Raw genomic sequence first — 23,831 nt, forward strand, 5'->3', positions numbered from 1 at the left:
ACGGGAAAAGAGCTGGAAGCGCAGGCTCAGCCGTGCGCGCGTACCGCCGCCGGCGGTTCGGCCGTCCACCATGCGGGACCGCCTTGTGCGTAGGTGGGCGGGAACAGGCCATCGTCCACCGGGCGCTGCATCAGCGCATCGCGATAGGAAACGGTGATGGCCTGCGGCCCCTTGCCTACGCTGCCGGTGTACCAGGCAGTGATGATGGCCAGCGCTGTCGGTCGTGCATCGCCAACAGCCGCCAGCAGTGCTTCAGCGCCGTGCACCTGTTGCGCCTTGGCCGCGAGTGCGGGGAACTGGGCGTGCATGTCGGGATGCAGCTTGGCGAAGGCGGCTTCGATGCGCCCGGCGGTTGCCGGATCAAGGTCGGACTTCCCGGTCAGTGCCTGGGAGAGCTGCAGAAAGCGCCCGTCCGTCCGTTTCGCTGGCGTGGCACCGGCATGGGTTGCTGGCGCCTTGCCGTTGCAGGCAACCAGCAGCGAAGCGGAGCCAACGGCCAGCAGGAAGGTTCTGCGCGTCAGGCCTTGCCCACTCCCTTCCAATCCCTCGGGAACACTCATGATGTGGACTCCTGATGCGTCACTTCTTCGGCTGCCCCTGACCGCGACGCGGGGGGCACCTACGCGGGCAACTTTAACGCACCTGAACGTCGTCGCGGAGTGAGCAGGAAGAGCCGAAGCGCGGCGAAGCACCCTTCTTTCCGGCACCAGCAGAGGCAGATTTCAGCCGGTGCGCTGCCGCCCCCGTCACGCCCGCACAACGCCCTCAACGCTAGAAACAAGGGGTTTCCTACTCTGGAGAGTGGCCATGCGGGTACTGCTGCTGTGTGCCGTGGCGACGATGGCATTGTCGGCCTGCAACCAAGGCGAACCGACCGATAAGGCACAACATGCCGATGCGGTTCGGCAAACCCCGCCAGCGGCCAGCGCGCCGGCGCGCAACGTGCCCGGCGGCGGCAGCGGCACCGCCGCCTCCGAAGACCAGGCCTCGGGGCCAGAGGCCGAACGCGGGAAAGAAGCCGCGCCGCCGCCGCCCAAGCACTAGGCGCAGCCAGCCGCGAAGCCCCCGATGCGGGGGCGCCCGCCGAACAAGCGAATCTACTCGGCCCGTTCAAGCACGATGCGGACGAACGGTATCCAGTCATCGCCGACCCGATGCTCCCATTCCCCGGTCAGCAACTGCCGGTCGCTGCTGATCACGCCGTCGAACCGCTGGGACTGGCCCTGGATGGTGTACCTGCCGCCATCAAGTCGTGAAGTGAAATCGCTGGTGCCACCATCAGCGTCGTAGCTGCGGCTGAAGAAACCAGCGGATTCAACATCGACGCCGATGATTTCCGTGGAGCGCACACGCTGCCCGTCCATCATCGCGTCGACCTCATGCACCAGAAAGTGACCATTGGGCATCCACGTGTAAACGTCCGATGCGAACGACACCCCGCCCGTGCTGCCGTCGGGTTGCAGCGCGATGAGGGTGGTCTCCCACACTCCGGCAAGAACGTCCAGCCGGCGGTGGTGTCCGCTGTGAAAAGTGGTTTGTGTCATGGCGACTCCGTACTGGGTGCGGCGGCATAGGGTTCAACCAGGGCGCGCAGCAGCTCCATGCCCGTGGCAGTAGTGGTGGGCGCAGCGGTGCCCTCGCGCTGGACGAAACCGGTCCAGTCCGCGCCGGCCACCCGCCTCAGCTCCGTCGGTTCCACCGGCAGCCAATGCATGGGCCAGAAAGGCAGGCGTCTCTGCCCCACCCTGCCGCGTTGCAGTTCGATCAGGCCGCTGTGGCTGCTGGCACCCAGCACCCGGGAATATGCCACCTGCAGGCCATCGTCCGGGCCTTCCATGTATTGCACAAAGCGCGCGCCATCGAACAGCAGTACGCCAGTGACGCCGGCATCACGGTTGAAACGTGCTGCGTCATCCACGATTCCGCACAGCCTGCCCCCGGTCTGGCCCAGCCGGCTGGCAGCAATATCCGCTGCCGCCTCGCTGGTATATACAACGGCTCTGATGGGCACGTTCGACCTCCCTGCAGTCGGCTCCCAACCGTAGCAGAAGGCCGGTCGAGGCAGCACAGCAGGCGCAGCCTGAAACAGAACAATTCAGTGAAATGTGAAAACGAACCCGAAAAGGATTCACGCCACGCACTGCTGCCCCATGGCATGAAACAGGTCCGCCCGCGAGATCGACTTCATGCCTGACACCGGACTCTTCTACGTCTTTTCAGTGGACTACGCGACCGATGCGCGAGGCTGCATCGATCAGGTCACCGCTATCGCCTTCCGCTGCAACCAGTGCCACCACGTGTCCCGCGCCGACGCGGAGCTCAAGCGGATGACAGGGGGCACGCTGCTGACCTGCGGAAGGTGCGGGTCGCACCAGGCCGTCAGCAATGCGCGCCTGGTAGACCGCGAACACCTGGCGGCAACCGGCCAATCTGCAGCAGCGGCCGACCCACGCTGAGCTAGGTTCCGACGCGCGCCCAGTGCCCGGCGTGAGGGGAATGCATGCATCTGCGCGCTCGATGCGCATCCGCCGTTCACTGCATCTACCCCGCACCCCAACACCGGCCGGGATAGCCTCGTCGCTCCTTCCCTGCTGGAGCGCACCATGGCCATCAAGACCGCTGAAGACCTTTTCATCCACGAACTGTCCGACATCTACAGTGCCGAGAAGCAGCTGACCAAGGCCCTGCCGCGCCTCGCCCGGGCCGCAGAGAACCCCGCACTTGCCGCTGCGTTCGAGACACACCTTGAGGAGACCCAGGGCCAGATCGAGCGCATCGACCAGGTGGTGGAGGTGCTGGGCATCCGCCTGAAGCGGATCAAGTGCGCGGCGATGGAAGGCCTGGTGGAAGAAGGCAAGGAAGTCATCGAGAGCATTGAAAAGGGCCCGGTGCGCGATGCAGCACTGATTGGCGGCGCGCAGAAAGTCGAGCATTACGAAATCGCTTCCTACGGCACCATCGCCGCGCTGGCCAAGCAGCTCGGATACAAGGACGCTGTGCCGTTGCTGCTGGAAACGCTGGAAGAAGAAAAGGCCACGGACGAGAAGCTGACCCTGCTGGCCAAGAGCGGCGGCAACGCCAAGGCCGCCCAGGCCGCGTGATCGCAGGTGCACCGCAGATCAGCCCACGCGTCGCTCCCTAGGGGGCGGCGCGCTTCTGCACGAGGATGACGTATGCATCCTGATCTACTTGGATGGACCGCCACAGCCGTACTGATGGCCACACTGGTCCGGCAGATGGTCAAGCAATGGCACTCGCCGCACCCGGAAACCGTCTCGAAGTGGCTTTTCATCGGGCAGATGACCGCGTCTACGCTGTTCACGATCTACAGCGCGCTGCTGGGTGCCACCGTGTTCGTGGTCACCAACCTGCTGTTGCTGGCAACCGCGCTGATCGGACAGCTGCTGGCGTGGCGCCGCAACCGTGCAACGGCTTCGAGCTCATCTGGAAGGACGCCTTGATTGTTGACGTTGCGTCTACACCGGCTTGATGCGGGTACTCACGCGTTCACGTTTACCGTTGTCGTGCAACCCGCACGATGCGGTCCAATCAATGAGGAAACGTCATGCAGCGCGATCAGAAAGACCTGCCCCATCCGGATGACCACACGGCCGCGGTGCCTGCTGGCAGCGCTGGACAGGCCAAGGCCCACAACAGTGCCAATCATGATCAGGCGTTGACGGAGACGTTCCCGGCCAGTGATCCGATCTCTCCCTTCGTCGCCGCCGCCACGCCGGATGAGCAGGCGCAACGGCTTGGCAAGCGCGTGGTGCCCGCTCGGCACGACAAGGGTGAGGGGGACGACGGAGCTGGCCAGTGATCGGGCCTGCGCTCCCGCCGAGGGGGCCGGGCAGCCCGCGCCCGTCAGGCGGCTCCGGCGCGCTGGTGCGTGGTGCCGAAGACGAACAGGCAGTGGAGGCCTGACACCTCGGAGCCCGCCATGGAACAGCCCACCGCCCTGCTCATCATCGATCTTTTCAGCCTGTTCGACTTTCCACAGGGGCGGCAACTGGCTCCGTACGCCGTACGTGCAGCCCAGCGCACCGCCCGCCTGCGTGCTGCATTCGACGCGCACCGCTCGCCGGTGATCTACGCCAATGACAATTTCGGCAACTGGCAGCGCGACTTCCCGCAGCTGGTCGAGGCCTGCCGGCAGAGGGGCGGAGCCTCGGCGCGGATCGTCGAGTACCTTGCCCCCAGCGAGGAACACTACTTCATCCTCAAGCCGAAGCACTCCGCCTTCCTCGCCACGCCACTGCCGGTGCTGCTGGCCAAGCTCGGCACCCGGCGATTGGTGCTGGCCGGCATGGCACTGGACGCGTGCGTGCTGGCCACTGCCATCGATGCCAACTCGCGCGAGTACGCGACGGTGGTCGCCCGGGAAGCGGTCGCCGCCCTGCCGGAACGCCGCCAGCCGGCCCTGCAGACCCTGCAGCGATCGGGCGCCGTCGAAGTACTCAGCAACCGCCAGATCATCGCTTCGCTGTCATCCACGTCCTCATATCAACGCACGGGCCTGGCACCACCGCGCTGAACCGGGCCTCTCGCCAGCGTGCGCTTCTTCGCCGGCGGCCGCGGCGTCCCAGCGCGATAATCGACCTGGCATACCGGGCAGAAGAAGGTGCGCCGATGCGTGGTGCCCATGTAGACCTTGCTGACCGGACCACCACAACGGGGGCATGTCCGCCGGGTGTGCACCTGCCAGTGCTTTTTCAGCTCGAACCCGCGCTTCCAGCGCAGGAAGTCGAAACTGTATTCGCGGGCCTGCTTGACCAGGTCGGCAAGCTTGCGCGGCGGAAGATCACCAACAGGGTTGGCCGGGTGGACCCGGATGCGGAACAGCACCTCGTTCTTGATGATGTTGCCCACGCCGGAGAACAGCGTCTGGTCCAGCAGGGCATCGCAGACCAGGACATCGGGCATCGACTTCAGGCGACGGCGGGCAAGCCGGGGGTCCCACAGGTCGCTCATCACGTCGGTGCGCCAGTCGTAGACCTCGTCCAACGGCTGATCGATCAGCTTCACCGAGCAGGTGTAGAAGTTCAGTTCGCCGTTGTCAAAGCGCAGCGATACCCGCGCTGGCGTCTCCTTGCGTTCGTCGATGCGCCAGCTGCCGAACATCATCAGGTGGATGCGCAGACTGACGTGGCTGAACTCCAGCAGGAAATGCTTGCCCCAGCTGCGCACGGCCCGCACCCGGCGTCCCTCCAGGCAGGCCAGGTCGAGCGTGCTGTTGCCACTGACGCCACGGACGGTCTTTCCCTTGAACCTGGCGGCGGCCTCGCGCAGCAGCACGATGGAAGGACCTTCAGGCATTGGCGTGCTCCAGCATCGACTGCAGTTGCAGTGCATTGGGCACGGCGTGGCCGTGCGCCGTGTTGTCAAGGATGATCCACGCCTCCCCCGCCTGGGCGGCCTCTACTGCGGCGGCCACCAGACTGCAGAGCTGCGGTTGCTGGTAGGCGCTGTAGTACATGCGCGGCTGCCCGTGCCACCGCCAGTAGCTCCAGTGCCTGGCTCCGCCCGGCTGATCAGCCCCTGCAACCCGGGCGGGATCGGCCGCGACCCGGGCAATGCCGTGGTCATCCAGCAGCGCGTCGGCCTTGTCGTCGAACCAGCTCGGGTGGCGTGGTTCGCAGGCGACCCGCACGGCGCTGCGCCGGCGCAGCGCCCGGAAGAAGGCCGAGGCCGTGCGGCCATCGTAGGCCAGGCTCGGCGGCAGCTGCAGCAACAGGGCGCCCAGCCGATCACCCAGATGCGCCGCCGCGTGCAGGAACGTGTCGAGCAACGGCGCAGCACCGCGCAGGCGCGCGTCATGGGAAATGGCCTGCGGCATCTTCACCGAGAAACGGAAACCGTGCGGCACGCTGGCCGCCCAGCGCGCATACGTGGCGGGCTGATGTGGCCTGTAGAACGACGAATTGATCTCCACGATCGGAAAGCGCGATGCATAGCGTTGCAGCGCACTGTCTCCCGCCGCGAACGCGTGGGCGATGTCCGTGGGCAGCGACCACCCTGCGCAGCCCACGGCGACCGGGTGGCCCGGTCGCGGATGACGGAGTTCACGTGCCATGGCGCTACGGTGGCGACAGGCCCGTAGCAACATGGTGAACACACGTTGGCTGCGGCGTGAAGCATGTGCCGCCGGGCGTGGCGGGCCTGCAGCCGGCAGGTTGCCGTGTATCGGCCATCGCTGCTCAGAGGCTGGCGTTGACCATGGCGCCTGCTGGTTGCTGTGGCATCGGTATGGAATGCCCGTTGCGCGGTGCAACGCGTTCGTGGGTGGCGGCCAGGACCTGGTTCACCCGATGGAGCGTGCCACGGCCACCGGGCTCGATACCGATGATGTAGACGAAGCGGCCGTCGCAGCGCGACTGCGCCGATTCAAGCCCCTCGGTTTCAGAAATCACGCGCTTCAGTGCCTTCTCCCAGGCCCTGCCGGGGGGCGATGCCAGTTCCACCACCACTGCGGTTTCCCCGCAGTCCAGCGGCATCACTTCCACGCGCAGAATGCGCGGCGCCCTGCTGGTCTCGGTGCTACCCATTTTCAGTCCTCCTCGGCCAATGACGGCGGAAGTATCCACGTCCGGCGCCAAGGCGCCGTCAAGAATGGATGGCCGTTGCGTGCAGGCCTCGACCGCCTTCGCGACGTGCTGCTGGAAGCGAGCTCCTTCGCCCTGCTCTGCCCAGCGACAAAGCGGTCTGTGGAGAGCGGCCACGCCACTAACAGGTCTTCTTTTCATGCATGGGCACCCTGATCTGACAGGAGCCCAGTGCTTGCGCGCAGTCACACCTTCGCACTTTGGTCGTTGACCTGTTGACGCCAAAAAATGACGCTAACGACACCGCGACAGCTTTCCTGACGCCAGTGCGCGGTCGAGATCCCAGGCAATACCGGCTACGGCCGGGTCGCATCCCCAATACCTGTCACCGCATCGTCCTTCACACGGAATGGCCTGGCCTGCCGTGGTGGACGGCTGCGCCTTGCCCATATCCGTGGAGATCCGCAATGCGCCTTGCCACGTTCTTCCTTGCCCTTGTTTTCAGCACTTTTGCCGGGGCCGCACATGCCCAGGTCGTGACCCTCAACAAGGGTGGGTTCGTATTGACCTATGACTGCAGCATCCACAGCGCGACACGGTACGAATACACGTTGGTGGCTGACACCGGCTCGGCGGCCCGCCCGTCCAGCTTCTACAAGGACCCGGACCTGCCGGCAGGCTGCCTCGGCCAGACCAGCACCGCCTCCTATGCCAGCGTGCGGTCCGGCTATGACCGGGGACATCTGGTGACGTCCAATCACATGGACTACGACGCCACTTACATCCGCCGCGCCAACTACATGACCAACATCGTGCCGCAGGTGTCCAGCTTCAACCAGGGCATCTGGGTGAAGGCCGAGAACGTGGCCGAATGCTACCGGGACATCGCCCCGGTCGACGTCTATGGCGGCGTTGTCTATGGCGATGCGTCCAATGACCATTTCCTGGCCAGCCATGGCATTCCGACCCCGGAATTCTTCTGGAAGACGATCATCACCAAGGATCCAAACACCGGCACCGCCAAGGCCATCAGCTGGATCATTCCCAATGAAACGGGTCTGGGCAGCCTGGACAGCTATCTGGTCACCATCGCGGATCTGGAAGAGCTGCTGGGTGCCAGCTACGTGGCGATCAACGCGCCGGCGTCGCTGAAGAACATGCTGCCCAGCGCCAGCTGGCCGCTGCCGAGCGGATGCGATCTGAGCTGAGCGCCGGATGGCCCGGCAGAGCCTTCTCCGCCGGGCCTGCGCTGCGTGAGGACCCTGCCTGATCTGCCTCTGCGCCCCGCGTCAGGGTGCGACGCCGGCGCGCGCGGCATCCGGCCTGCGGCGGTAATGCAACGCAAACAGATACAACCCGGTGAACAGCTGCAGGAACAACGGCGGCAGCGGCGAGTAGGTCAGCCAGGCCGGTGGTTCGCCCTGCCCCATCCAGCGCGCCACGAAGTTGGCGATCACTGTCAGGGTGAAGACGATAGACGTCCAGCGGTGCACCGGACGCGCCGAGCTGCCGGCCCTCACTGCGGCGTCCTCGCGGCAGTCTTCGCAGGGCGCTCGATCATCTTCCAGCCATTGCCGGACGGATCACGGAATCCGGCATCCACTGCACCATAGCGCTCCACCGGCTCCTGGGTGAATTCCACCCCACGTGCCAGCAGCCGTTCGTAGCTGGCGCGGCAATCGTCCACCGCCAGCACCAGCGGCGGCATCGCACCCTTGGCCACCATCTGCTGCAGGGTCAGCGCAGTGGCCGCATCGTGTACCGGCGGCCCCGGTTTGAAAAGGCCAAGCTGGAAACCGCCCTCGCCGCCCGAATGCACCGTGAGCCAGCGATAGTCGCCGTTGCCGACATCGGTATGCACCTGGAAGCCGAGTGCGTTGACGTAGAAATCGAGTGCCGCATCCTGGTCGTGCACATACAGGCCGACCACATTTACCATGCCAGTCATAGGATCCTCCCTCAGGTGGGATCTACGCTAACAAGGCCGGTGCGGCGGCGCTTCTCCAAAACTGCGATCTTCAGGTCCGGGCGCCGTGCGGCACGCGCATGGCACTCCGGCACCGGACCCTGCGCCGGGGCATCGGTCCGCTCTCGGTCGCGGAGGGCGCCGGGGCTGTCGCCGGTGATGTCACGAAAGATGCGGCCAAAGGTGCCCAGGCTGGTCCACCCGGTCTGCAGTGCGATCTCGGTGATCGGCAGGTCGGTATCGCGCAGCAGGGCGACAGCGCGCTCGATGCGGCGGCTGAGCAGATAGCGGTGCGGCGGCACCCCGAAGGCGTCCTTGAAGGAGCGCGCGAAATGGGCCGCGGAAACCGCACTGATCCCGGCCAGCCGCGCCACCGGCCAGTCTTCATGGCTGGCCCGGTCCATGTGGTCTTTTGCACGCAGCAGGCGGCGCAGCAGTTCCGGGCTCTGGGTCATGGCGCCCAGCGTAGCGCAGAAGACGGCCTCGCTTCCGATAGGTAGCGGGCAATGGGATACTGCGCAATGCCGCAGCGGGCCTGAAGCCGCTCCCGGCCCCCAAACTTCAAGGATGACCCCGATGCGCAGGATGCACTTCGCCGGCACGCTGTTGAGCCTGGCATGCCTTTCCATTTCGTCCGCCTGGGCCGCGGAAGATCCCGATTCACTGGCCCTGTGCGATCAAGTAACGCCGCTGATGGACGCCGACGACTTTAAGGCGCTCGATGCCATGGCCGACCGCTTCCGCAAGGGCCAGCGCAATGCCAGCGGCTATTCCAACCTCAGCCGTTTCTACATCTGCATATCGCGGCGCATCGGCACCGCGCCTCAGGATGTGCAGCAGTGGAATGACTGGACCGCCTGGGCCGCACGCTGGATCCGGCAGTCACCGGGCTCCCTGTCGGCCCATTTGGTCGCCGCGCGCGTGCCACTCAATCTGGCCTGGAGCTTCCGAGGCGATGGCTATGCCCACGAGGTGGCGGCGAAGGGCTGGCAGCAGTTCAGCGAGTACAACGCGGTAGCGGCCGCCTATATGCAGGAGCACAAGGCGATCGCCAAGCGCGACCCCTACTGGTATGAAATGTCCATCCTGATCGCGTTGCGGCAGGGGGTGGATGAAGCAGCCTTCATGGCGCTGGTCGACGAAGGCAGCAGGCTCTTTCCCGACCATGACCCGCTGTATCTGATCGCGATGCAGCGCTTCACCCCGCATTGGCAGGGCGATGCGCAGCAGATGGAAGCCTTCGCGCGGCATGCCCTGGCACGAACCGCCAAGCGCCGCCGCGCCAGCCTGTATGCCCGCCTGTACGCATCGGTCAGCGAAGGCGTTCCGGGACAGCAGCTGTTCCAGAACTCGGCGGTCGACTGGCCGCTGATGCGGCAGGGATGGGAAGACATCCTCGCCGAGTACCCGACTGCATGGAACCTGGAGGCCGCAGCCCGCCATGCCTGCCTCAGCAGTGACGTACCCGCTGCGAAGGCTTGGCAGCGCCGGTTGCTGGCCGGACAGGGCATCGGCGAACCTTATCTGGGCATGGTGGTCGATTCGGCCGAGCGCCAGTGCCTGCCGGAGGGCTCCTTCGCGCGATGATAGCGCCCGGCAGGCAACACGCCCGTGCGCGCGTCAGCGCGCCATGGCCCGCGCGGCCTGCTCCTGTACGGCCTGCTCCTGTTGCCGGGCATCATGCTGTGCAGCGCCGGTGCACTCGGGTGCGTCCTGCAGCTGACGCACCTGGTCCTCGACCGGCGTAGCCACTGCCTGCGCAGTATCGGTGCGGGCGATCTGACGATCGGCGGCGTGCGGCTGGCCCTGCACCGCGAACGCGTACCTGCCGTCGTCACTGAGCACGGCCTCGTCGATCCGCTGCATGCCCTTGGCCTTGGCCGCGACCAGCAGGGCCATGCCCAGCCGTTCACTCATCTCATCAGGCTGGCGCCCCATCGCCTGGTCGAGGCTGCTCACCGCGCCTTGGCTCTGCAGCCACATGCCGTGGTCCGGGCTGGCGGTGTGCCGTGGGTCCTGCCGTGGCAGCAGCGGTGAGGGCGGCGCGAGCGACTGCAGGTGATCGCCCTGCACGGCAGCGTCGATCTTCTGCAGATCCTTGCCGCCAGCCGCGGCGATATGGAACAGGCGTTCGGCCATGCCATAGGTGGATTGCCCCTGGTTGCGCGCCAGCCCCAGTGCAAAGGCGTCCACATCCTGCTGCGGCCTGCCGTTGCCGTCCTCTGCAAGCACCTGCCACGATGGCCCCAGCATCGGGTTGTCCCCGACCATCGACTGGGTACGCTCCATCAGCGTGCGCATCTGGGCCTCGCTGAAGCTCAGGGTAGTGAGCTCACCGGCCTTCACCGGTCCGCGATCACCGCTGGGGTCGCCGGACAGTGCCGCGTTGGCCATTCCGGCAATCTGCTCACCCTGCGCATGGCCGCGCAGGTCGAAGGTGAATTCATAGCGGCGCTGCCCCCTGTCTTCCTGGCCGTCGGCGTCGTAGGCGCTGACCCGGGTTGCCGGCAGGTTGCCGTTGTACTGCACGCTGCGCAGTTCGGTGCGGCTGCCGTCCTCGCGACTGACCTGCACCACGTCGCCGCTGTTGCGTGCACCCGCCAGGTCCAGGCCGAACGTGTCGCCATAGCCGACCTTCAGCCGCGTCTGCGAACTCATGCCCAGCCGCTCGACCGTCGCCAGATCCTGCACGCCCGGGGTCTGGCCGCTCAGCGTGCCGTTGTCGATGAACTGTTCATAGGCCTGGCGGCCTTCGGCTTGATCCAGGTCGAACGTGGCAGTGCGGACGGCAGCGTGACCGAGCGCGTCCTGGCGACCGGCAATCGCGCTGAACCTGCCGGCACTGAATCCCATGCCGTTGAAGGCTTCCACCGCCTCGTTCGGCCCGGTGGAGACGCGCACCCGGCCATCATCCAGGCGATCCACGCGGTAGCTGGCACCGCTCGCCTCGGTCGTCTGGCTCTGCATGGCGATGTTGCGGAAGCTGCCTTCCAGTGCGGTGCCGGTGAACTGCTGGCCATCCAGGGTGACGCTGCCCCCCTTGGGAATGGTCTGCGGATCGAACGGGTTGATGCGGGTGGGATCGACGTCCACCGCCTCGCTGGGCAGGCTGACCCTGTAGCGCCCGCGTACGCCGGTGCTGCTGGTGTCCTGGAAGCCGGCACCTTTCGCGCTTGCCCCGACCACCGACTCCATCGTGAGCAGGTAATCCCTGCCGCCATCGGGCGTCGGGCTGCCGGTCATGTTCAGCGACGTCCCCTGGAACTGCGATGCGAGACTGGACGCTGCGCGCTTGTGCTCGGTACCCACTTTCAACGCGCCGTCGCCCTCGTTCAACGTGACCGAGTAACCACCGGCGGCGGCCCGCGCCTCGCTGTTGGCCGAGGTGTAGGTCGGATCGAACGACGCCGAGGCGGCATCGCGCGGCGCATCCTGGGTTGCGCCTTCCTTGCTGGTCCGGGCATTCATGCCGTGACCTCCTTGAACAGTGACGCGCTGATTATAGGACGCGGTGTGCGCAGCACGTTCACATCGCGCCGCAGCCGCATCTACGATAGTGATGGCCATCCCATTCCACGCCGAGGGTCCATGCCCCACTCCCTCGCCCGCCCGCAGCGATGGCGCCGTCACGGCCGCAGGCTGCTGCCGTACCTGCTGGGCCTGTATCTGCTGTACCTGTTGGCAGGCAATGTTTTCCTCAATACGCCGCTGTTCGACCAGGTCACCAATCGCAAACCGCACAAGTTCGTGATGACCACCGGCCCGGCGATCACGCTGCTGCCGGGGCATGTCATCGCCTGGAATGTGCAGATGCGCGGCCACGTCAATCACACGGTGTATGTGCTGCGCGCGGACCGCGCCAGTGCACGCTTGGCATTGCTGCCGCTGTTCCAGCGCGAAGTGCGCGTGCCGTCGCTGCACGCGACCGGGGTGGCCGCCGAGATCGCGCGCGTGGATGAGGCCATTCCCTCCCCGCCGCGTAGTGATCGCGGTTGGACGTTGCGGTTCGATGCCATTCATAGCGAGAGCATCCGCAGCTTCCGCGCAGGCAAGCTGTTGATCGTTGGCCAGGGCAGCGGCACGGTCGGTTTCGTGAAGCAGCTGCGTGGTGGTCCCTCGGAACTGCTGGACTCGGAGGTGGCGTTCGCTGATGCCGACGTCAGCCTTGACGGCACCCAGCTGCTCGGCGACATGCAGCTGAAGACGCAGTTCTCCTACCCACGGCATTACCGCGACCAGGCACCCGGGCTGGCAAAGCTGGGGCTGCTGCATGCCGTGCTGGAGGTGCAGGCGCGCAGCCAGGGCCTGCGCCTGGATACGGACACGCAACGTCCTTCCATTGCCAGCGCCGCCGTGCCGGGCCAGCTGCAGGCCGCGATCACCCTGGACCAGGGCGCGCTTCAGCCCGGCAGCCATGCGGTCTGGCGCGTTCCCCTGCAGATGGGAGCTGGCGCCCCCGACCGCGGAACGCTGGCAGTGCAGCTGGATACCGCCCGCGACATCCGCCTGCAGGCGCGGTTGCCGCAGCGCGAGGGCACAGGCGCTGCGCTGGACGCGGATCTGACCATCACCGGCCGGCACATTCCATTCGCCGAACCCAGCGAGATGCTGGGCCGCACCTCCGGAACGGTCAAGGGCGAATGGACCTTCACCTCGCTCAACTGGATTCCCGCACTGTTCGTGCAGAAACCCTGGTTCCAGCTGCAGGGCGGTGGCGTGCTGCGCGCCGACCTGCGCCTGCAGAACGGCGAGCTGGCCGCTGGCAGCAGCGTCGATATACCTGCGGCGCGGGCGGTGGCCGAAGTGGCCGGCGTGCACATGCAGGGAACGGCCAGTGCCCATGGCCAACTGCAGGCCGGGACGCCGACGCACGCCGTACTGGAAGTGAAGCTTCCCACGTTCAATGCGCGTGCAGGCGGCGCGAAGGGTGCCACGCTGTTCGATGGGCGCGACCTGGCACTGACGCTCACCGGTGACGGTCGCCTGCGCGAGCTGCGCAAGGGCGTACGCGCGCAGCTGCGCTTCGATGACGCAAGCATTCCAGACCTCACCGCCTACAACCGCTACCTGGGCGACGGCCAGGTGCGGCTGCTGGGAGGCGCTGGCCAGGTGAGCGGCGACGTTGAACTCGATACCCAGGGCCGGGTTGGCAATGGCAGTGTCCGCCTGCGCAGCCAACGCGCACGCCTGCAGGTGGCCGGGCTTGGCCTGCAGGGCGACGCCCGCGTTGATGGCAGGCTGCGGCGTGGCGATTTCAGCCAGCGCCGCTTCGATCTGGGCGGTAGCGTGATCGAGCTGCGCAACGTGCAGGTGGGTGAGCAGCAGCGTTCACAGCCGTGGTGGGGCCGGGTCACCATCGCCCGCGGTGACATCGATGCGCAGTCACCGTTCCAAGTGGACGCACGCGCGGATCTTGCCATGCGCGACGCGGGCCCGCTGCTGGCGCTGTTTGCCGAGCGCAGCGACTACCCGCGCTGGGCATTGTCGCTGCTCGACTCCGGCCAGGTGGATGCACATACCCGCCTGCGCTGGCGCGCCGGGCATCTGGTACTGGATGGACTGCAGGCGGAGAACGAGCGCCTTTCGCTGCGTGCGCGGCTGGATCTGCTGGACCAGCGCAAGCGTGGCGACCTCTACCTTCGCTGGGGCCTGCTGGGTGCCGGCATCGAGCTGGATGGGCAGCGCCGCCAATGGCATCTGGCCGGTGCGCGGGAATGGTTCGACGGTCGGCCCGCGTTGCTGCCCGGTGCTGCAGCGGCCAGCGACGGTGGCACGGCGGACTGACCCGAAGGCTGCATCCAGTCGCGACGCCTTTACGTACAACGCACTACCGCAGTTCGCGATAGTGCAGGAGGAAAGACACCGTGAATGTCCGCAGGCAAGCAGTTGGCCTTCTGGGCTGGGCCATCGTCACTTTTCTGGCCGCCGCACTGGGCGCGCGTGCCTCGATCTCGGCAACGGATTTCTACGCGAGCCTGGCGTTGCCGGCATGGGCACCGCCGGCCAGCGTGTTCGGTCCGGTGTGGACGGTGCTGTACGCATTGATGGCGCCGGCGGCGTGGCTGGTGTGGCGCCAGGGCGGATGGCGCGCGGCCACGCCTGCGCTGGCGCTCTACCTGCTGCAGCTGGCCCTCAACGTGCTGTGGAGCTGGCTGTTCTTCGGCTGGAAACAGGGGGCGTTGGCGTTCGCTGACATCGCACTGTTGCTGGCGCTGATCGTGGCCACGATCGTCGCCTTCCATCGCGTGCGTCCGGCGGCGGCATGGCTGCTGCTGCCTTACCTGGCATGGGTGACGTTCGCCAGCGCGCTCAACTACGCAGTGTGGCAGGCCAATCCGGCCGTGCTTTAGCCGGGCAATGCCTGAGGGCCTTGCGCTGCGGGCCGCCACTGGCGCAGCGCGCTGCCCCTGAAGGCCTGCTCACCGCAGCCGGTCGGGCAGCGCAGTACACGCGCGGCAGACGTGCTGACAAGCCCATCGCCCTCCTGCGCCTTGAATACGACCTCGCAGCACAGGCAGCGCGCCACCAGCGAATACAGATGGACGATGCGGCCGCTGCCGGGATCCTGCAATGCATTGACATCCAGCAGGTCGAAACGGCCGTTTTCAGGCGCTGGGCGCGATGGGCGAAGCAGGGAAGACGATGGCTGCAGGTTCACGTCGATGCGTCACAGAAGGATGAGCGACGACTGTAGTAGGCGCGATGTGCAGCAGATGTGCACCGCACCCATCAGGCTGCAGCAGCGCCACCCAGCCGGTTGATCTGCGCACATTCCAGCACCGGCGGCGGCTCCGGCATCGTCGCCAGCACGATCATCGCGCGGCCGATGGCTTCGTTGCTGGTCACCAGTGAGGGCAGGACTCGGCCCGCCGCCGCCATCAGGGGGCCGCCAAAGCGATACAGCGGCTTCAACGCCGCATGACGGGTGCCGGTACCCGTCACCGGGCGCACCCCGGCGGGACGCAGCATGACGGTGCGCACCGCGAGCTGCGCCAACGCGGCCTCGGTCTCGCCCTTGATGCGCAGGGGCATGATCCGGCTGTGGGGATTGGCATGGGCGCCGGAGACATACAGGAACCGGCCGTCCGGATTCGCCTCGGCCCACGCTGCAGCCACGGCAAGGGTGGCATCGAGCGTCACCTTCCGATACTCGTCCTCGGCGGTGCCGACCGGCGGTGCTCCGGCACAATAGAAACACGCATCGAATCCGGCCAACTGCGGGCCCACACCACGGGCATGCTGGAAATCGGCCAGCACGATCTGCTCGATACGCGCGTCAATGGGGGCCTGGCCGCGGACCAGGGCGGCGGTGCGCGCCACCTGCGGCGAAGCGAGGCAGGCACGGGCAACGCCCTGCCCGACCAGTCCGGTCGCGCCGGTCAGCAGAATCCGCAGCGGGCGTGTTTCGTACATGCGTTGACCTTGAAGAAGCCTAGAGTTTCACGAAGCGCTGGATCCGGCGGGCCAGCCAACCACTGAATACCAGCGGCGCATCCAGCGCGGAAACGCAGATGCACGGTACGCCCGGCGCCGTTACCGGCTGGTGCTCGACCTCCTCGTCCAGGTCGGCCACATCGCCGGGCGCGAACAGACCCAGCGCATCATTGTAGGAACCCCGCAGGATCTGTGTCAGTTCGCTGCGGCCATGGCTGTGCATCGGCAGGCATTTGCCCGGCGCGATCTTCAGCATGATCAGCGACGGCATCTGCTCGGCACGGATGCAATGCACTCCCGGCGCCATCCAGCGCCAGTGCAGCCGGCCCAGCGAATCGCCGAAGTACGGATGCAGCGACGTCGGCAGATGGTCCGGATCCGCCTCGGGGCGTTCTCGCGGCATCGACCGCAGCGGGCCTGGCACCGCGTCGGCCTGGACCTCGACGAGCTGGGCAAGCATCGCTTCGCGCAGGCCCGCCCGCCGCGCCTCGTCCGCCACGGGCTGGGTCTGCTCCAGCAGTGCGGCACCGATGGCCTCCGCTTCGCGCAGCCGCTGGCGGCAGTGCGGGCACTGCTCCAGATGGGTGCCGGCGACGATGCTCAACGGTGCCGGCAGAGCACCGGCGGCGTAGCTCATCAGCGTCGACTCATGCAGGTGGTGGTGCGGATTCATGGTGCACCCCCGACCTTGGACTGCAACTGCAGGAACGCTCGTCGCAGGTGTGATTTGACCGTACCCAGCGGCATGCCCAGCGCCTGCGCGATCTCGCTGTGGCTCTTGGCCTCGAAGTAGGACATGCGAACCAGACGCGCCTGCGTGGCCGGCAGTTCATTGATGCGCTGGCGCAGGCGGGCATGGTCGGCAAACTGCTCGGCGCTGCTGCGCTCGCCGACGTCAGCGGCAGCGGCGTCTTCCACGGCTTCCTGCACCTGCATCCAGCTGCGTTCGCGACGCACGCGGTCGATGTGCAGGTTGCGACCGATGCGATACAACCAGGTGCTCAGCGCACCTTGGGCAGGATCGAACTCGGCCGCGCGCAGCCACAGGCGCAGCAGGCATTCCTGGGCCACCTCTTCGGCCACCGCTGCGGGTGCCCCAAGGCCACGCAGATAAATGCACAGGCGCGGCATGAAATGGTCGTAGATGCGCATGAAGCAGTCACGATCGCGCAGCCGGGCGACGCCATCCATCTCGCCGTTCCAGTTCGTTGGCTCGTTGCTGGGCTGCTGTGAACTGGACACGATCCGCGCGGTGTCGAAGGGATGGGAGGGACTGGCGGGAGGACGGTACATCGGCGGGGGCTGCCGTTGGGTGAAGAGGAGTCCTTCCCTCTACGCACGGTGGCACCTGTTGGATGCACCCGGGATGGGTGCCAACGTGCATCCAGCCGGCGCCGTCGCGCGTACAGGCCCGCAAGCCTCCCATGGATCGCCCCGATGCGTCTTGCCTTGTTGCTGCTCTGCATGCCCTGCGCCGCTTCGGCCGCCCCTCTCGCTTCGGCCGCCCCTCTTCTGCGTTCGGAGGGCGTTGCCACCCTGGCCAACGGAGTCATTGCCTACCGCGAAGTGCATTGGCAGCGCGGCGCCGGCGATGGCAGCGAACGCTGGGTGGAATACCTTTGCCCTGCGGGCCAGCCTTTCGCCCGCAAGCAGATGCCCGCCGCCACCCGGCCGCAGGTGCGGGGCTATGTGCTGCAGGACGCCCGCAGCGGCCAAGCGGCCGATGTGAGGGTCGACCCCGGCGTGGTCCGGGTCGACTGGAAGGAGGACACGTCCACGCCTTCCCGAACCAGGCAGCTACCGCTGCCCCCGGATGCCGTGATCGACGCCGGCTTCGATGCCGCCGTGCGGGCCCACTGGCGCACGCTGCAGGGTGGAGCACCGGTCAGCCTGCCTTTTCTGGTGCCCGGCCGGCAACGCTTCTACCCCGTGCAGGTGCAGTACCAGGGCCCGGTGCGCTGGCAGGGGCTTTCCGCCCATGCGGTGAATGTCCGCCTTGATACCTGGTTCGGCGCGGTGGCCCCACGTCTGTCGCTGGTCTACGCCGATGCTGATCGCCGCCTGCTCGAATTCCGTGGTACCAGCAACCTGCGCGATGCACGTGGCGATTATCCGCAGGTGACCGTGCGCTTCGCCGCGCCCGCAACCGAGCAGCCGGAGCAGCGCTGGCGCACTGAGCTGCAGCGACCGCTGGTAGCCAGCTGCGGTGTTACGACCAGGTGAACATCCAGTCAGCTGCAATCCACTGCATCCAACCTGCACTGCAACGCGTAGAGGTAGGCAATCGACTTCCTCGGGCTTCCGTCCATGGCATCCGCAGCGCCTCCACTCCGCAGACGTTCGCGCCTGTTGCGCACCTTCCAGCGCTGGTTCGACACCGATGCCGGAAGCGAAGCGGCGATCGACGGCAGCCAGGGTGACCGCATCGACTGGCTGCGCGCCCTGCCCTTCGCGCTGCTGCACGTGGCCTGCCTCGGGGTGATCTGGGTGGGCGTGTCCTGGACAGCGGTTGCCGTCGCAGTGTTCCTGTACGCGATCAGGATGTTCGCCATCACCGCGTTCTATCACCGCTACTTCTCGCACCGGACGTTCGAGGCATCGCGCACCGTGCAGTTCGTGTTCGCGGTCATCGGCGCCGCCAGCGTGCAGCGTGGCCCGCTCTGGTGGGCAGCGCACCACCGCCACCACCACCGCCACGCCGATCAACCGCAGGACCCGCATTCCCCGCGCCAGGGCGGGTTCTGGCGCAGCCATATGGGTTGGTTCCTCACCCGTAGCGCCTTTGCCACCGATCTGCAGCGCATTCCCGATCTGGCCCGCTACCCCGAGCTGCGCTGGCTGGACCGGTTCGACACCGTGGTTCCGGTGCTGCTGGCTGCTGCGCTGTATGGCGTGGGTGCGGTGCTCGAGCGTGTGGCGCCAGGCCTGCATACCTCCGGCCCGCAGCTGCTGGTCTGGGGCTTCTTCATCTCCACCGTGGTGTTGTTCCACGCCACGGTCACCATCAATTCGCTGGCGCACCGATTCGGCCGGCGCCGCTTCGAGACCCGTGATGACAGCCGCAACAACCTCTGGCTGGCGCTGCTGACCTTCGGCGAAGGCTGGCACAACAACCATCACTTCTTTCCCGGCACCGCCCGCCAGGGCTTCTGCTGGTGGGAGATCGACATCAGCTGGTATGGCCTGCGCGCAATGGCTGCGCTGGGCCTGGTGAAGGGCCTCAAGCCGATCCCGGCCTGGGTACTGGCCAAGGCGAGGCACTGACATGCGTATCGCGGTCATCGGTTCCGGCATCGCGGGTCTGGCCAGCGCGTGGTGGCTGGACGGCGAGCATGACGTCACCCTGTTCGAGGCCAACGACTACCTGGGCGGCCACACCCACACCCACGAGGTGACGGTGGACGGCCGCAGGATGGCGGTCGACACCGGGTTCATCGTCTTCAATCCGGACCATTACCCGCTGCTGTCGGCGTTGTTCGACGAACTGGGCGTGGACTCGCAGCCCACCACGATGAGTTTCTCGATGCACAGCGAGCGCAGCGGCGTGGAGTACAACGCCACATCGCTCGATGGCCTGTTCTGCCAGCGCCGCAACCTGCTCTCGCCGCGTTTCTGGGGAATGCTGGCCGACCTGCGGCGCTTCTATCGCGACGCGCCCCTGCTGCTGGGCGAGGAGCAGGGCCCGACGCTGGGCCAGTACCTGCACAGCCAGCGCTATGGCGAAGCGTTCGTGCAGGAACATCTGCTGCCGATGGCCTCGGCGCTGTGGTCCTCGCCGACCGCGCAGGTGCTGGACTTCCCGGCGCGTTACCTGGTGCAGTTCATGGCCAATCACCAGATGCTGCAGATGACTGGGCGCGCGCCCTGGCGCGTGGTCAAGGGCGGCTCGGCGCGCTACGTGGACGCCCTGCGTGCGCGCTGGCGGGTGCATGAGCGGCTGGAATGCCCGGTGCATGCGGTCGAGCGCATGCCCTGGGGGGCACGCGTACACACCGCAACCGGCATTGAAGGCTTCGATGAAGTGATCCTGGCCTGCCATAGCGACCAGGCCCTTGCCCTGCTGGCCGACGCCGATCCGATCGAGCATGCGGTGCTCGGCGCGATCCGCTACCAGCCCAACGAGGCCGTACTGCACACCGACGCCTCCCTGCTGCCCGCCAACCGCAAGGCGTGGGCGGCCTGGAACGCGCATGTACCGCGCGACCCGACCGCACCCTGCACGGTCAGCTACTGCATGAACCTGTTGCAGGGGCTGCCCGGTGATACGCCGCTGGTGGTGACCCTCAACCGCAGCGAAGCCATCGATCCGGCCAAGGTGCTGCGCCGTCTGCAGTACGCGCATCCGGTGCATGATCCGGCTGCGGTGGACGCGCAGCGGCGCTGGGCCGAACTGCAGGGCCGGCGGCATACCTGGTTTGCGGGTGCGTACTGGGGCTGGGGCTTCCATGAAGATGGAATCCGCAGTGCCCGCCGCGTTGTGGATGCACTGCAGATGCGCGACGCCGGCGCGCCGCCTCCCCTGCAGGTGGAGGTGGCTGCATGAGCGCCAGCGCTCTCTACTTCGGGCAGGTGGTGCACCGCCGGCACCATCCGCATCCGCATGCCTTCCGCTACCCCATCGCGCAGCTGCTGCTGGACCTGGACGAGTTGGACCAGGTATTTGCCGGGCGCTGGCTGTGGTCGGTCGGGCGACGCAACCTGGCAGAGTTCCGCCGCAGCGACTATCTCGGCGATCCCAAGACACCACTTGCAGACGCCGTGCGTGACCATGCCGCGACCGTGCTGGGGCGGCGCCCGGACGGCCCAGTGCGTCTGTTGGCGCACCTGCGCTTCGGTGGCCACGTGTTCAATCCGGTCAGCTTCTATTACTGCTACCGGGCCGACGGCAGCACCCTGGACTGCATCGTCGCCGACATCACCAACACGCCGTGGAAGGAACGGCACGCCTATGTTCTGCCTGTTGAAAGCGCACAGCCGCAGGGGCGTGCCCTGCGCTGGCAGTTCGACAAAGCCTTCCACGTTTCCCCCTTCATGCCAATGGATTGCCGCTACGACTGGCGCTTCACCGCGCCCGGCGATGACCTGCGCGTACATATGCAGGTCTGGCGCGACGGTGTCCGGCAGTTCGATGCCACCCAGGCCATGCAGCGACGCCCGCTCGATGGCCGCGGCCTGGCCCGGGTACTGGCGTTCTACCCGTTGATGACCGTGCAGGTGGTAGCCGCCATCCACTGGCAGGCACTGCGCCTGTGGCTGAAGCGCAATCCCGTGCATGACCACCCCGCTCTTGCCGAGAAACCGCGATGAACGAGCTGAATCCTTCCGTTGCCCTGCCCCGCCCCGGCGCGGTGGACGCATTCCTGCGCCGGAGGCTGCTGGCGGTACTGGCGCCGCTGCGCGAAGGCGGGCTGCGGGTGCGCGACCCCTTGGGCGAGGTCGTCCTCGGTGATCGTGCCGGCGCACTGCAGGCCACGGTGACCATCAGCGATATGGCGTTCTACCGCAAGGTGGCCGCGCAGGGCAGCGTCGGCGCGGGTGAGAGCTACATCCACGGCGATTGGCACTGCGATGACCTGGTGGCCCTGGTGCGGCTGCTGGTACGCAACCGCGACCTGCTGGATGGCATGGAACGCGGGCCGGCGCGGATCGGTGGCTGGCTGCTGCGCGGCTGGAACCGCCTGCGGCGCAACAGCCGCGAAGGCAGTCGCCGCAACATCGCCGCCCACTACGATCTGGGCAATGACTTCTTCGCGCTGTTCCTGTCGCCGGACCTGATGTACTCCTCGGCGGTGTTCAGCGATGCCGGCGACTCGCTGGAAACCGCCTCGCGCCGCAAGCTGGACCGCATCTGCCAGCAGCTGCAGCTGCAACCCGGTGATCGCGTCGTCGAGATCGGTACCGGCTGGGGCGGGTTCGCCCTGCATGCCGCCCAGCACTACGGCTGCCATGTGACCACCACCACCATCTCCGCCGAACAGCACGCGCTTGCCGCCCAGCGTGTGGCCGAGGCGGGCCTGCAGGAGCGCGTGACCCTGCTGATGCAGGACTACCGTGATCTGCAGGGCCAGTTCGACAAGCTGGTGTCGATCGAGATGATCGAGGCCATCGGTGCCGAGTATCTGGACACCTACATGGCCACCCTGCAGCGGCTGCTGAAGCCAGATGGCGTGGCCCTGCTGCAGGCCATCACCATCGAGGACCAGCGCTACGAGCAGGCGCGTCGCAGCGTGGACTACATCAAGCGCTTCGTGTTCCCCGGCAGTTTCATTCCCTCGATCAACGCCATCCTGGCCGCCAAGACCCGGGCCTGCGACCTGCAGCTGATCGCCCAGCAGGATTTCGGCCACTCCTATGCCCTCACCCTGCGCGCCTGGCGGCAGCGCTTCCTGGCGCAGTTGCCGGCGGTACGTGCGCAGGGTTTCGATGACCGCTTCTGCAGGCTGTGGGAGTTCTATCTGGCCTACTGCGAGGGCGGCTTCCTCGAGCGCTCGATCGGCGTGTCCCATCTGCTGCTGGCACGCCCGGGCTACCGTCCCGAGGCGGACGTCCATGGCCAACGGGCCGGCTGACATGCGCCGCACCTGGGTCAACGTAATCGGCAACCAGCTGGTATGGCTGTGCGCCGTTGCCGGAGCCGGCCGCGGCTGGCAATGGCCGGCCCTGCTGTCGGCCACGCTCTATGTCGGCAGCCAGTTGCTTGCCTCGACGCGGCCACGCTTGGAGCTGCGCCTGCTGTTGCTCGCGCTGGGGTGTGCCTGGCTGGTGGATGGCAGCGCTGCAGCCAGCGGTGCTGTGCAGTACTCCGCCGCACCGCTTGGATGGGTGCCGCCACCGTGGATTTTCGCGCTGTGGGCGGCCTTTGCGATGACGCTGACGGCGTCGATGGCGTTCCTGCAGCGGCACTGGATGCTGCCGGTGGCCCTGGGCCTGCTGGCGCCGCTGGCGTATCTGTCCGCGGCGCGGGGTTTCCAGGCCGTACATTTCACCGCCCCGGCCTGGCTGGGCGTGGCAACACTGGCGCTGGGCTGGTGCGTGGCACTGTCGCTGCTGTGCGCCGTCGCCCGTCGCGGAACGCCCAGCAATCGTGACACCCCATTGATCGGAGCAGCCTGATGAGCATTCTGTGGTGGGTACTGCTGTACGCCGTGCTGATCATGGCCTGGGGTTGGACCTGGCAGCGCAGGCACCGCAACATCGGCATCGTCGATGTCCTGTGGGCAAAGGGCGTGGCGGCAGGCGCGCTGCTGCTTGCATGGCTGGGCGATGGCGCGCTGCAGCCACGCATCGCACTGGCCGTGCTCGGTGGCCTGTGGGGAAGTCGTCTCGCCCTGCATCTGTGGCGCCGCGTACGCAGCGAGGAAGAAGACGGTCGCTACCGCTATCTGCGCGAACACTGGCACGGCCACCAGGGCAGGATCTTCGGCTTCTTCATGGCGCAGGCGCTGTTGGTGGTGCTGTTTGCGCTGCCGTTCACGGCCGTGGCCGGCAATCCCCACAGCGACATGCCTGGCTGGATAGCAGCGGCGGTCGTCGTGTGGCTGCTCAGCGTGGGCGGCGAAGCACTGGCCGACCGTCAGCTGGCACGCTTCCGTGCCGACCCGGCGAACAGGGGCCGGACCTGCCGCCAAGGACTGTGGCGGTACACGCGCCATCCCAATTACTTCTTCGAGTGGCTGCACTGGTTCACCTATGTACTGCTGGCAGCCGGCTCACCCTTGTGGTGGCTGGCCTGGTCCGGGCCGGTGCTGATGTACGTGTTCCTGCGCTACCTCAGTGGCGTTCCCTTCACCGAGAAGCAGGCGCTGCGCAGTCGAGGCGATGACTATCGCGACTACCAGCGCAGTACCCCGATGTTCTTCCCCTGGTTTCCGCGCAGCCCCAAGGAGTGA

Annotated in this window: 31 protein-coding genes; 17 read left to right on the plus strand and 14 right to left on the minus strand. The window is 66.8% G+C overall.

Going from position 1 to position 23,831, the window contains the following annotated elements; all coding sequences use genetic code 11:
* Positions 1-26: 26 nt before the first annotated feature.
* Positions 27-560, minus strand: coding sequence for a sugar dehydrogenase complex small subunit (locus CLM74_RS11480; RefSeq protein ID WP_105164111.1), 534 nt, complete (start codon positions 558-560; stop codon positions 27-29).
* Positions 561-807: 247 nt separating this feature from the next.
* On the opposite strand from CLM74_RS11480, the gene CLM74_RS11485 reads away from it, so the two are divergent.
* Positions 808-1,044: a hypothetical protein gene (locus tag CLM74_RS11485; RefSeq protein ID WP_105164112.1), complete on the plus strand. Its 237-nt coding sequence runs from the start codon at positions 808-810 to the stop codon at positions 1,042-1,044.
* Positions 1,045-1,097: 53 nt separating this feature from the next.
* Here CLM74_RS11485 and CLM74_RS11490 read toward each other — a convergent pair whose 3' ends face one another.
* Together CLM74_RS11490 and CLM74_RS11495 are read right to left on the minus strand one after the other, a co-directional pair.
* Positions 1,098-1,544 carry a hypothetical protein gene (locus tag CLM74_RS11490; protein ID WP_158684141.1) on the minus strand — a complete coding sequence of 149 codons (447 nt, stop codon included), beginning with the start codon at positions 1,542-1,544 and terminating at the stop codon, positions 1,098-1,100.
* The gene (locus CLM74_RS11495) at positions 1,541-2,011 is read right to left on the minus strand and encodes a BLUF domain-containing protein (RefSeq protein ID WP_105164114.1); all 471 of its coding nucleotides are present in this window, start codon (positions 2,009-2,011) and stop codon (positions 1,541-1,543) included. The genes CLM74_RS11490 and CLM74_RS11495 overlap by 4 nt, the downstream gene beginning before the upstream one ends.
* 175 nt (positions 2,012-2,186) lie before the next feature.
* Between CLM74_RS11495 and CLM74_RS11500 the strand changes: the two genes are divergently transcribed.
* From CLM74_RS11500 to CLM74_RS11520, 5 genes are all read left to right on the plus strand, one after another.
* Positions 2,187-2,456: a hypothetical protein gene (locus CLM74_RS11500; RefSeq protein WP_105164115.1), complete on the plus strand. Its 270-nt coding sequence runs from the start codon at positions 2,187-2,189 to the stop codon at positions 2,454-2,456.
* Positions 2,457-2,603: 147 nt separating this feature from the next.
* Positions 2,604-3,101 carry a DUF892 family protein gene (locus tag CLM74_RS11505; RefSeq protein ID WP_032974702.1) on the plus strand — a complete coding sequence of 166 codons (498 nt, stop codon included), beginning with the start codon at positions 2,604-2,606 and terminating at the stop codon, positions 3,099-3,101.
* Positions 3,102-3,173: 72 nt separating this feature from the next.
* A complete protein-coding gene (locus CLM74_RS11510) occupies positions 3,174-3,461 on the plus strand; it encodes a hypothetical protein (protein WP_059064233.1) in 288 nt (95 codons plus the stop codon).
* A 104-nt stretch (positions 3,462-3,565) separates the two neighbouring features.
* Positions 3,566-3,820, plus strand: a complete 255-nt coding sequence (locus CLM74_RS11515) for a hypothetical protein (protein ID WP_105164116.1) — start codon at positions 3,566-3,568, stop codon at positions 3,818-3,820.
* Positions 3,821-3,940: 120 nt separating this feature from the next.
* A complete protein-coding gene (locus tag CLM74_RS11520) occupies positions 3,941-4,534 on the plus strand; it encodes an isochorismatase family cysteine hydrolase (protein ID WP_105164117.1) in 594 nt (197 codons plus the stop codon).
* Here CLM74_RS11520 and CLM74_RS11525 read toward each other — a convergent pair.
* The 3 genes from CLM74_RS11525 to CLM74_RS11535 form a co-directional block, all read right to left on the minus strand.
* Entirely contained in the window at positions 4,504-5,316 is an 813-nt protein-coding gene (locus CLM74_RS11525; protein ID WP_051501598.1) for a DNA-formamidopyrimidine glycosylase family protein, read from the minus strand. The two genes, CLM74_RS11520 and CLM74_RS11525, sit on opposite strands and share 31 nt — an antisense overlap.
* Complete coding sequence (locus tag CLM74_RS11530; RefSeq protein WP_059064230.1) at positions 5,309-6,073, minus strand: DUF72 domain-containing protein; 765 nt, start codon at positions 6,071-6,073, stop codon at positions 5,309-5,311. The genes CLM74_RS11525 and CLM74_RS11530 overlap by 8 nt, the downstream gene beginning before the upstream one ends.
* A 124-nt stretch (positions 6,074-6,197) precedes the next feature.
* Positions 6,198-6,545: a hypothetical protein gene (locus tag CLM74_RS11535; RefSeq protein WP_105164118.1), complete on the minus strand. Its 348-nt coding sequence runs from the start codon at positions 6,543-6,545 to the stop codon at positions 6,198-6,200.
* Positions 6,546-7,009: 464 nt separating this feature from the next.
* Between CLM74_RS11535 and CLM74_RS11540 the strand changes: the two genes are divergently transcribed.
* Entirely contained in the window at positions 7,010-7,750 is a 741-nt protein-coding gene (locus CLM74_RS11540) for a DNA/RNA non-specific endonuclease (protein ID WP_033831157.1), read from the plus strand.
* An 81-nt stretch (positions 7,751-7,831) separates the two neighbouring features.
* Here CLM74_RS11540 and CLM74_RS11545 read toward each other — a convergent pair whose 3' ends face one another.
* Genes CLM74_RS11545 through CLM74_RS11555 form a run of 3 tightly spaced genes read right to left on the minus strand, consistent with a single transcriptional unit; the run spans position 7,832 to position 8,963 of the window.
* Positions 7,832-8,062: a hypothetical protein gene (locus tag CLM74_RS11545; RefSeq protein WP_105164119.1), complete on the minus strand. Its 231-nt coding sequence runs from the start codon at positions 8,060-8,062 to the stop codon at positions 7,832-7,834.
* A complete protein-coding gene (locus CLM74_RS11550) occupies positions 8,059-8,490 on the minus strand; it encodes a VOC family protein (protein WP_032974687.1) in 432 nt (143 codons plus the stop codon). The genes CLM74_RS11545 and CLM74_RS11550 overlap by 4 nt, the downstream gene beginning before the upstream one ends.
* 11 nt (positions 8,491-8,501) lie before the next feature.
* On the minus strand, positions 8,502-8,963 hold the full coding sequence (locus tag CLM74_RS11555) for a helix-turn-helix transcriptional regulator (RefSeq protein ID WP_025874482.1): 462 nt from the start codon (positions 8,961-8,963) through the stop codon (positions 8,502-8,504).
* A gap of 121 nt (positions 8,964-9,084) precedes the next feature.
* Here CLM74_RS11555 and CLM74_RS11560 point away from each other — a divergent pair, with 121 nt between their 5' ends.
* A complete protein-coding gene (locus CLM74_RS11560) occupies positions 9,085-10,095 on the plus strand; it encodes a DUF4034 domain-containing protein (RefSeq protein ID WP_025874481.1) in 1,011 nt (336 codons plus the stop codon).
* 33 nt (positions 10,096-10,128) lie between these two features.
* Here CLM74_RS11560 and CLM74_RS11565 read toward each other — a convergent pair whose 3' ends face one another.
* Positions 10,129-11,976: an XVIPCD domain-containing protein gene (locus tag CLM74_RS11565; RefSeq protein WP_105164120.1), complete on the minus strand. Its 1,848-nt coding sequence runs from the start codon at positions 11,974-11,976 to the stop codon at positions 10,129-10,131.
* 120 nt (positions 11,977-12,096) lie between these two features.
* On the opposite strand from CLM74_RS11565, the gene CLM74_RS11570 reads away from it, so the two are divergent.
* On the plus strand, positions 12,097-14,292 hold the full coding sequence (locus CLM74_RS11570; protein WP_105164121.1) for a hypothetical protein: 2,196 nt from the start codon (positions 12,097-12,099) through the stop codon (positions 14,290-14,292).
* Between the two features lie 80 nt (positions 14,293-14,372).
* Positions 14,373-14,858, plus strand: coding sequence for a TspO/MBR family protein (locus CLM74_RS11575; RefSeq protein ID WP_105164122.1), 486 nt, complete (start codon positions 14,373-14,375; stop codon positions 14,856-14,858).
* Here CLM74_RS11575 and CLM74_RS11580 read toward each other — a convergent pair.
* The 4 genes from CLM74_RS11580 to CLM74_RS11595 form a co-directional block, all read right to left on the minus strand.
* A complete protein-coding gene (locus tag CLM74_RS11580) occupies positions 14,855-15,166 on the minus strand; it encodes a hypothetical protein (RefSeq protein WP_032974675.1) in 312 nt (103 codons plus the stop codon). The genes CLM74_RS11575 and CLM74_RS11580 overlap by 4 nt on opposite strands.
* Before the next feature lie 71 nt (positions 15,167-15,237).
* Positions 15,238-15,921, minus strand: coding sequence for an NAD-dependent epimerase/dehydratase family protein (locus tag CLM74_RS11585; RefSeq protein ID WP_105164123.1), 684 nt, complete (start codon positions 15,919-15,921; stop codon positions 15,238-15,240).
* A gap of 19 nt (positions 15,922-15,940) precedes the next feature.
* Positions 15,941-16,615 (minus strand): ChrR family anti-sigma-E factor, encoded by a 675-nt coding sequence (locus CLM74_RS11590; protein ID WP_025874475.1) that lies wholly within the window; start codon positions 16,613-16,615, stop codon positions 15,941-15,943.
* Positions 16,612-17,235, minus strand: a complete 624-nt coding sequence (locus CLM74_RS11595) for a sigma-70 family RNA polymerase sigma factor (protein WP_105164124.1) — start codon at positions 17,233-17,235, stop codon at positions 16,612-16,614. Before CLM74_RS11595 ends, CLM74_RS11590 begins: the two co-directional genes overlap by 4 nt.
* Positions 17,236-17,379: 144 nt before the next feature.
* On the opposite strand from CLM74_RS11595, the gene CLM74_RS11600 reads away from it, so the two are divergent.
* From CLM74_RS11600 to CLM74_RS11630, 7 genes are all read left to right on the plus strand, one after another.
* Positions 17,380-18,165, plus strand: coding sequence for a hypothetical protein (locus tag CLM74_RS11600; protein ID WP_105164125.1), 786 nt, complete (start codon positions 17,380-17,382; stop codon positions 18,163-18,165).
* Between the two features lie 84 nt (positions 18,166-18,249).
* A complete protein-coding gene (locus tag CLM74_RS11605) occupies positions 18,250-19,206 on the plus strand; it encodes an acyl-CoA desaturase (protein WP_105164126.1) in 957 nt (318 codons plus the stop codon).
* A gap of 1 nt (position 19,207) precedes the next feature.
* A complete protein-coding gene (locus CLM74_RS11610) occupies positions 19,208-20,485 on the plus strand; it encodes an FAD-dependent oxidoreductase (protein WP_105164127.1) in 1,278 nt (425 codons plus the stop codon).
* Positions 20,482-21,249: a DUF1365 domain-containing protein gene (locus CLM74_RS11615; RefSeq protein WP_105164128.1), complete on the plus strand. Its 768-nt coding sequence runs from the start codon at positions 20,482-20,484 to the stop codon at positions 21,247-21,249. The genes CLM74_RS11610 and CLM74_RS11615 overlap by 4 nt, the downstream gene beginning before the upstream one ends.
* Positions 21,246-22,511, plus strand: coding sequence for a cyclopropane-fatty-acyl-phospholipid synthase family protein (locus CLM74_RS11620; protein ID WP_088100038.1), 1,266 nt, complete (start codon positions 21,246-21,248; stop codon positions 22,509-22,511). The genes CLM74_RS11615 and CLM74_RS11620 overlap by 4 nt, the downstream gene beginning before the upstream one ends.
* Before the next feature lies 1 nt (position 22,512).
* Complete coding sequence (locus CLM74_RS11625; protein WP_105165002.1) at positions 22,513-23,055, plus strand: DUF2878 domain-containing protein; 543 nt, start codon at positions 22,513-22,515, stop codon at positions 23,053-23,055.
* On the plus strand, positions 23,055-23,831 hold the full coding sequence (locus tag CLM74_RS11630) for a DUF1295 domain-containing protein (protein WP_099784220.1): 777 nt from the start codon (positions 23,055-23,057) through the stop codon (positions 23,829-23,831). The genes CLM74_RS11625 and CLM74_RS11630 overlap by 1 nt, the downstream gene beginning before the upstream one ends.

This window comes from Stenotrophomonas sp. MYb57, from assembly GCF_002966815.1.
In the GTDB taxonomy this organism is placed as follows: Bacteria; Pseudomonadota; Gammaproteobacteria; order Xanthomonadales; family Xanthomonadaceae; genus Stenotrophomonas; species Stenotrophomonas indicatrix.

Coding starts and splice junctions, on each gene's coding strand:
- CLM74_RS11480 (WP_105164111.1), bottom strand. CDS start 560: ATGAGTGTTCCCGAGGGATTGGAAGGGAGTGGGCAAGGCCTGACGCGC.
- CLM74_RS11485 (WP_105164112.1), top strand. CDS start 808: ATGCGGGTACTGCTGCTGTGTGCCGTGGCGACGATGGCATTGTCGGCC.
- CLM74_RS11490 (WP_158684141.1), bottom strand. CDS start 1,544: ATGACACAAACCACTTTTCACAGCGGACACCACCGCCGGCTGGACGTT.
- CLM74_RS11500 (WP_105164115.1), top strand. CDS start 2,187: ATGCCTGACACCGGACTCTTCTACGTCTTTTCAGTGGACTACGCGACC.
- CLM74_RS11505 (WP_032974702.1), top strand. CDS start 2,604: ATGGCCATCAAGACCGCTGAAGACCTTTTCATCCACGAACTGTCCGAC.
- CLM74_RS11510 (WP_059064233.1), top strand. CDS start 3,174: ATGCATCCTGATCTACTTGGATGGACCGCCACAGCCGTACTGATGGCC.
- CLM74_RS11515 (WP_105164116.1), top strand. CDS start 3,566: ATGCAGCGCGATCAGAAAGACCTGCCCCATCCGGATGACCACACGGCC.
- CLM74_RS11520 (WP_105164117.1), top strand. CDS start 3,941: ATGGAACAGCCCACCGCCCTGCTCATCATCGATCTTTTCAGCCTGTTC.
- CLM74_RS11525 (WP_051501598.1), bottom strand. CDS start 5,316: ATGCCTGAAGGTCCTTCCATCGTGCTGCTGCGCGAGGCCGCCGCCAGG.
- CLM74_RS11530 (WP_059064230.1), bottom strand. CDS start 6,073: ATGGCACGTGAACTCCGTCATCCGCGACCGGGCCACCCGGTCGCCGTG.
- CLM74_RS11535 (WP_105164118.1), bottom strand. CDS start 6,545: ATGGGTAGCACCGAGACCAGCAGGGCGCCGCGCATTCTGCGCGTGGAA.
- CLM74_RS11540 (WP_033831157.1), top strand. CDS start 7,010: ATGCGCCTTGCCACGTTCTTCCTTGCCCTTGTTTTCAGCACTTTTGCC.
- CLM74_RS11550 (WP_032974687.1), bottom strand. CDS start 8,490: ATGACTGGCATGGTAAATGTGGTCGGCCTGTATGTGCACGACCAGGAT.
- CLM74_RS11555 (WP_025874482.1), bottom strand. CDS start 8,963: ATGACCCAGAGCCCGGAACTGCTGCGCCGCCTGCTGCGTGCAAAAGAC.
- CLM74_RS11560 (WP_025874481.1), top strand. CDS start 9,085: ATGCGCAGGATGCACTTCGCCGGCACGCTGTTGAGCCTGGCATGCCTT.
- CLM74_RS11565 (WP_105164120.1), bottom strand. CDS start 11,976: ATGAATGCCCGGACCAGCAAGGAAGGCGCAACCCAGGATGCGCCGCGC.
- CLM74_RS11570 (WP_105164121.1), top strand. CDS start 12,097: ATGCCCCACTCCCTCGCCCGCCCGCAGCGATGGCGCCGTCACGGCCGC.
- CLM74_RS11585 (WP_105164123.1), bottom strand. CDS start 15,921: ATGTACGAAACACGCCCGCTGCGGATTCTGCTGACCGGCGCGACCGGA.
- CLM74_RS11590 (WP_025874475.1), bottom strand. CDS start 16,615: ATGAATCCGCACCACCACCTGCATGAGTCGACGCTGATGAGCTACGCC.
- CLM74_RS11595 (WP_105164124.1), bottom strand. CDS start 17,235: ATGTACCGTCCTCCCGCCAGTCCCTCCCATCCCTTCGACACCGCGCGG.
- CLM74_RS11600 (WP_105164125.1), top strand. CDS start 17,380: ATGCGTCTTGCCTTGTTGCTGCTCTGCATGCCCTGCGCCGCTTCGGCC.
- CLM74_RS11605 (WP_105164126.1), top strand. CDS start 18,250: ATGGCATCCGCAGCGCCTCCACTCCGCAGACGTTCGCGCCTGTTGCGC.
- CLM74_RS11610 (WP_105164127.1), top strand. CDS start 19,208: ATGCGTATCGCGGTCATCGGTTCCGGCATCGCGGGTCTGGCCAGCGCG.
- CLM74_RS11615 (WP_105164128.1), top strand. CDS start 20,482: ATGAGCGCCAGCGCTCTCTACTTCGGGCAGGTGGTGCACCGCCGGCAC.
- CLM74_RS11620 (WP_088100038.1), top strand. CDS start 21,246: ATGAACGAGCTGAATCCTTCCGTTGCCCTGCCCCGCCCCGGCGCGGTG.
- CLM74_RS11625 (WP_105165002.1), top strand. CDS start 22,513: ATGCGCCGCACCTGGGTCAACGTAATCGGCAACCAGCTGGTATGGCTG.
- CLM74_RS11630 (WP_099784220.1), top strand. CDS start 23,055: ATGAGCATTCTGTGGTGGGTACTGCTGTACGCCGTGCTGATCATGGCC.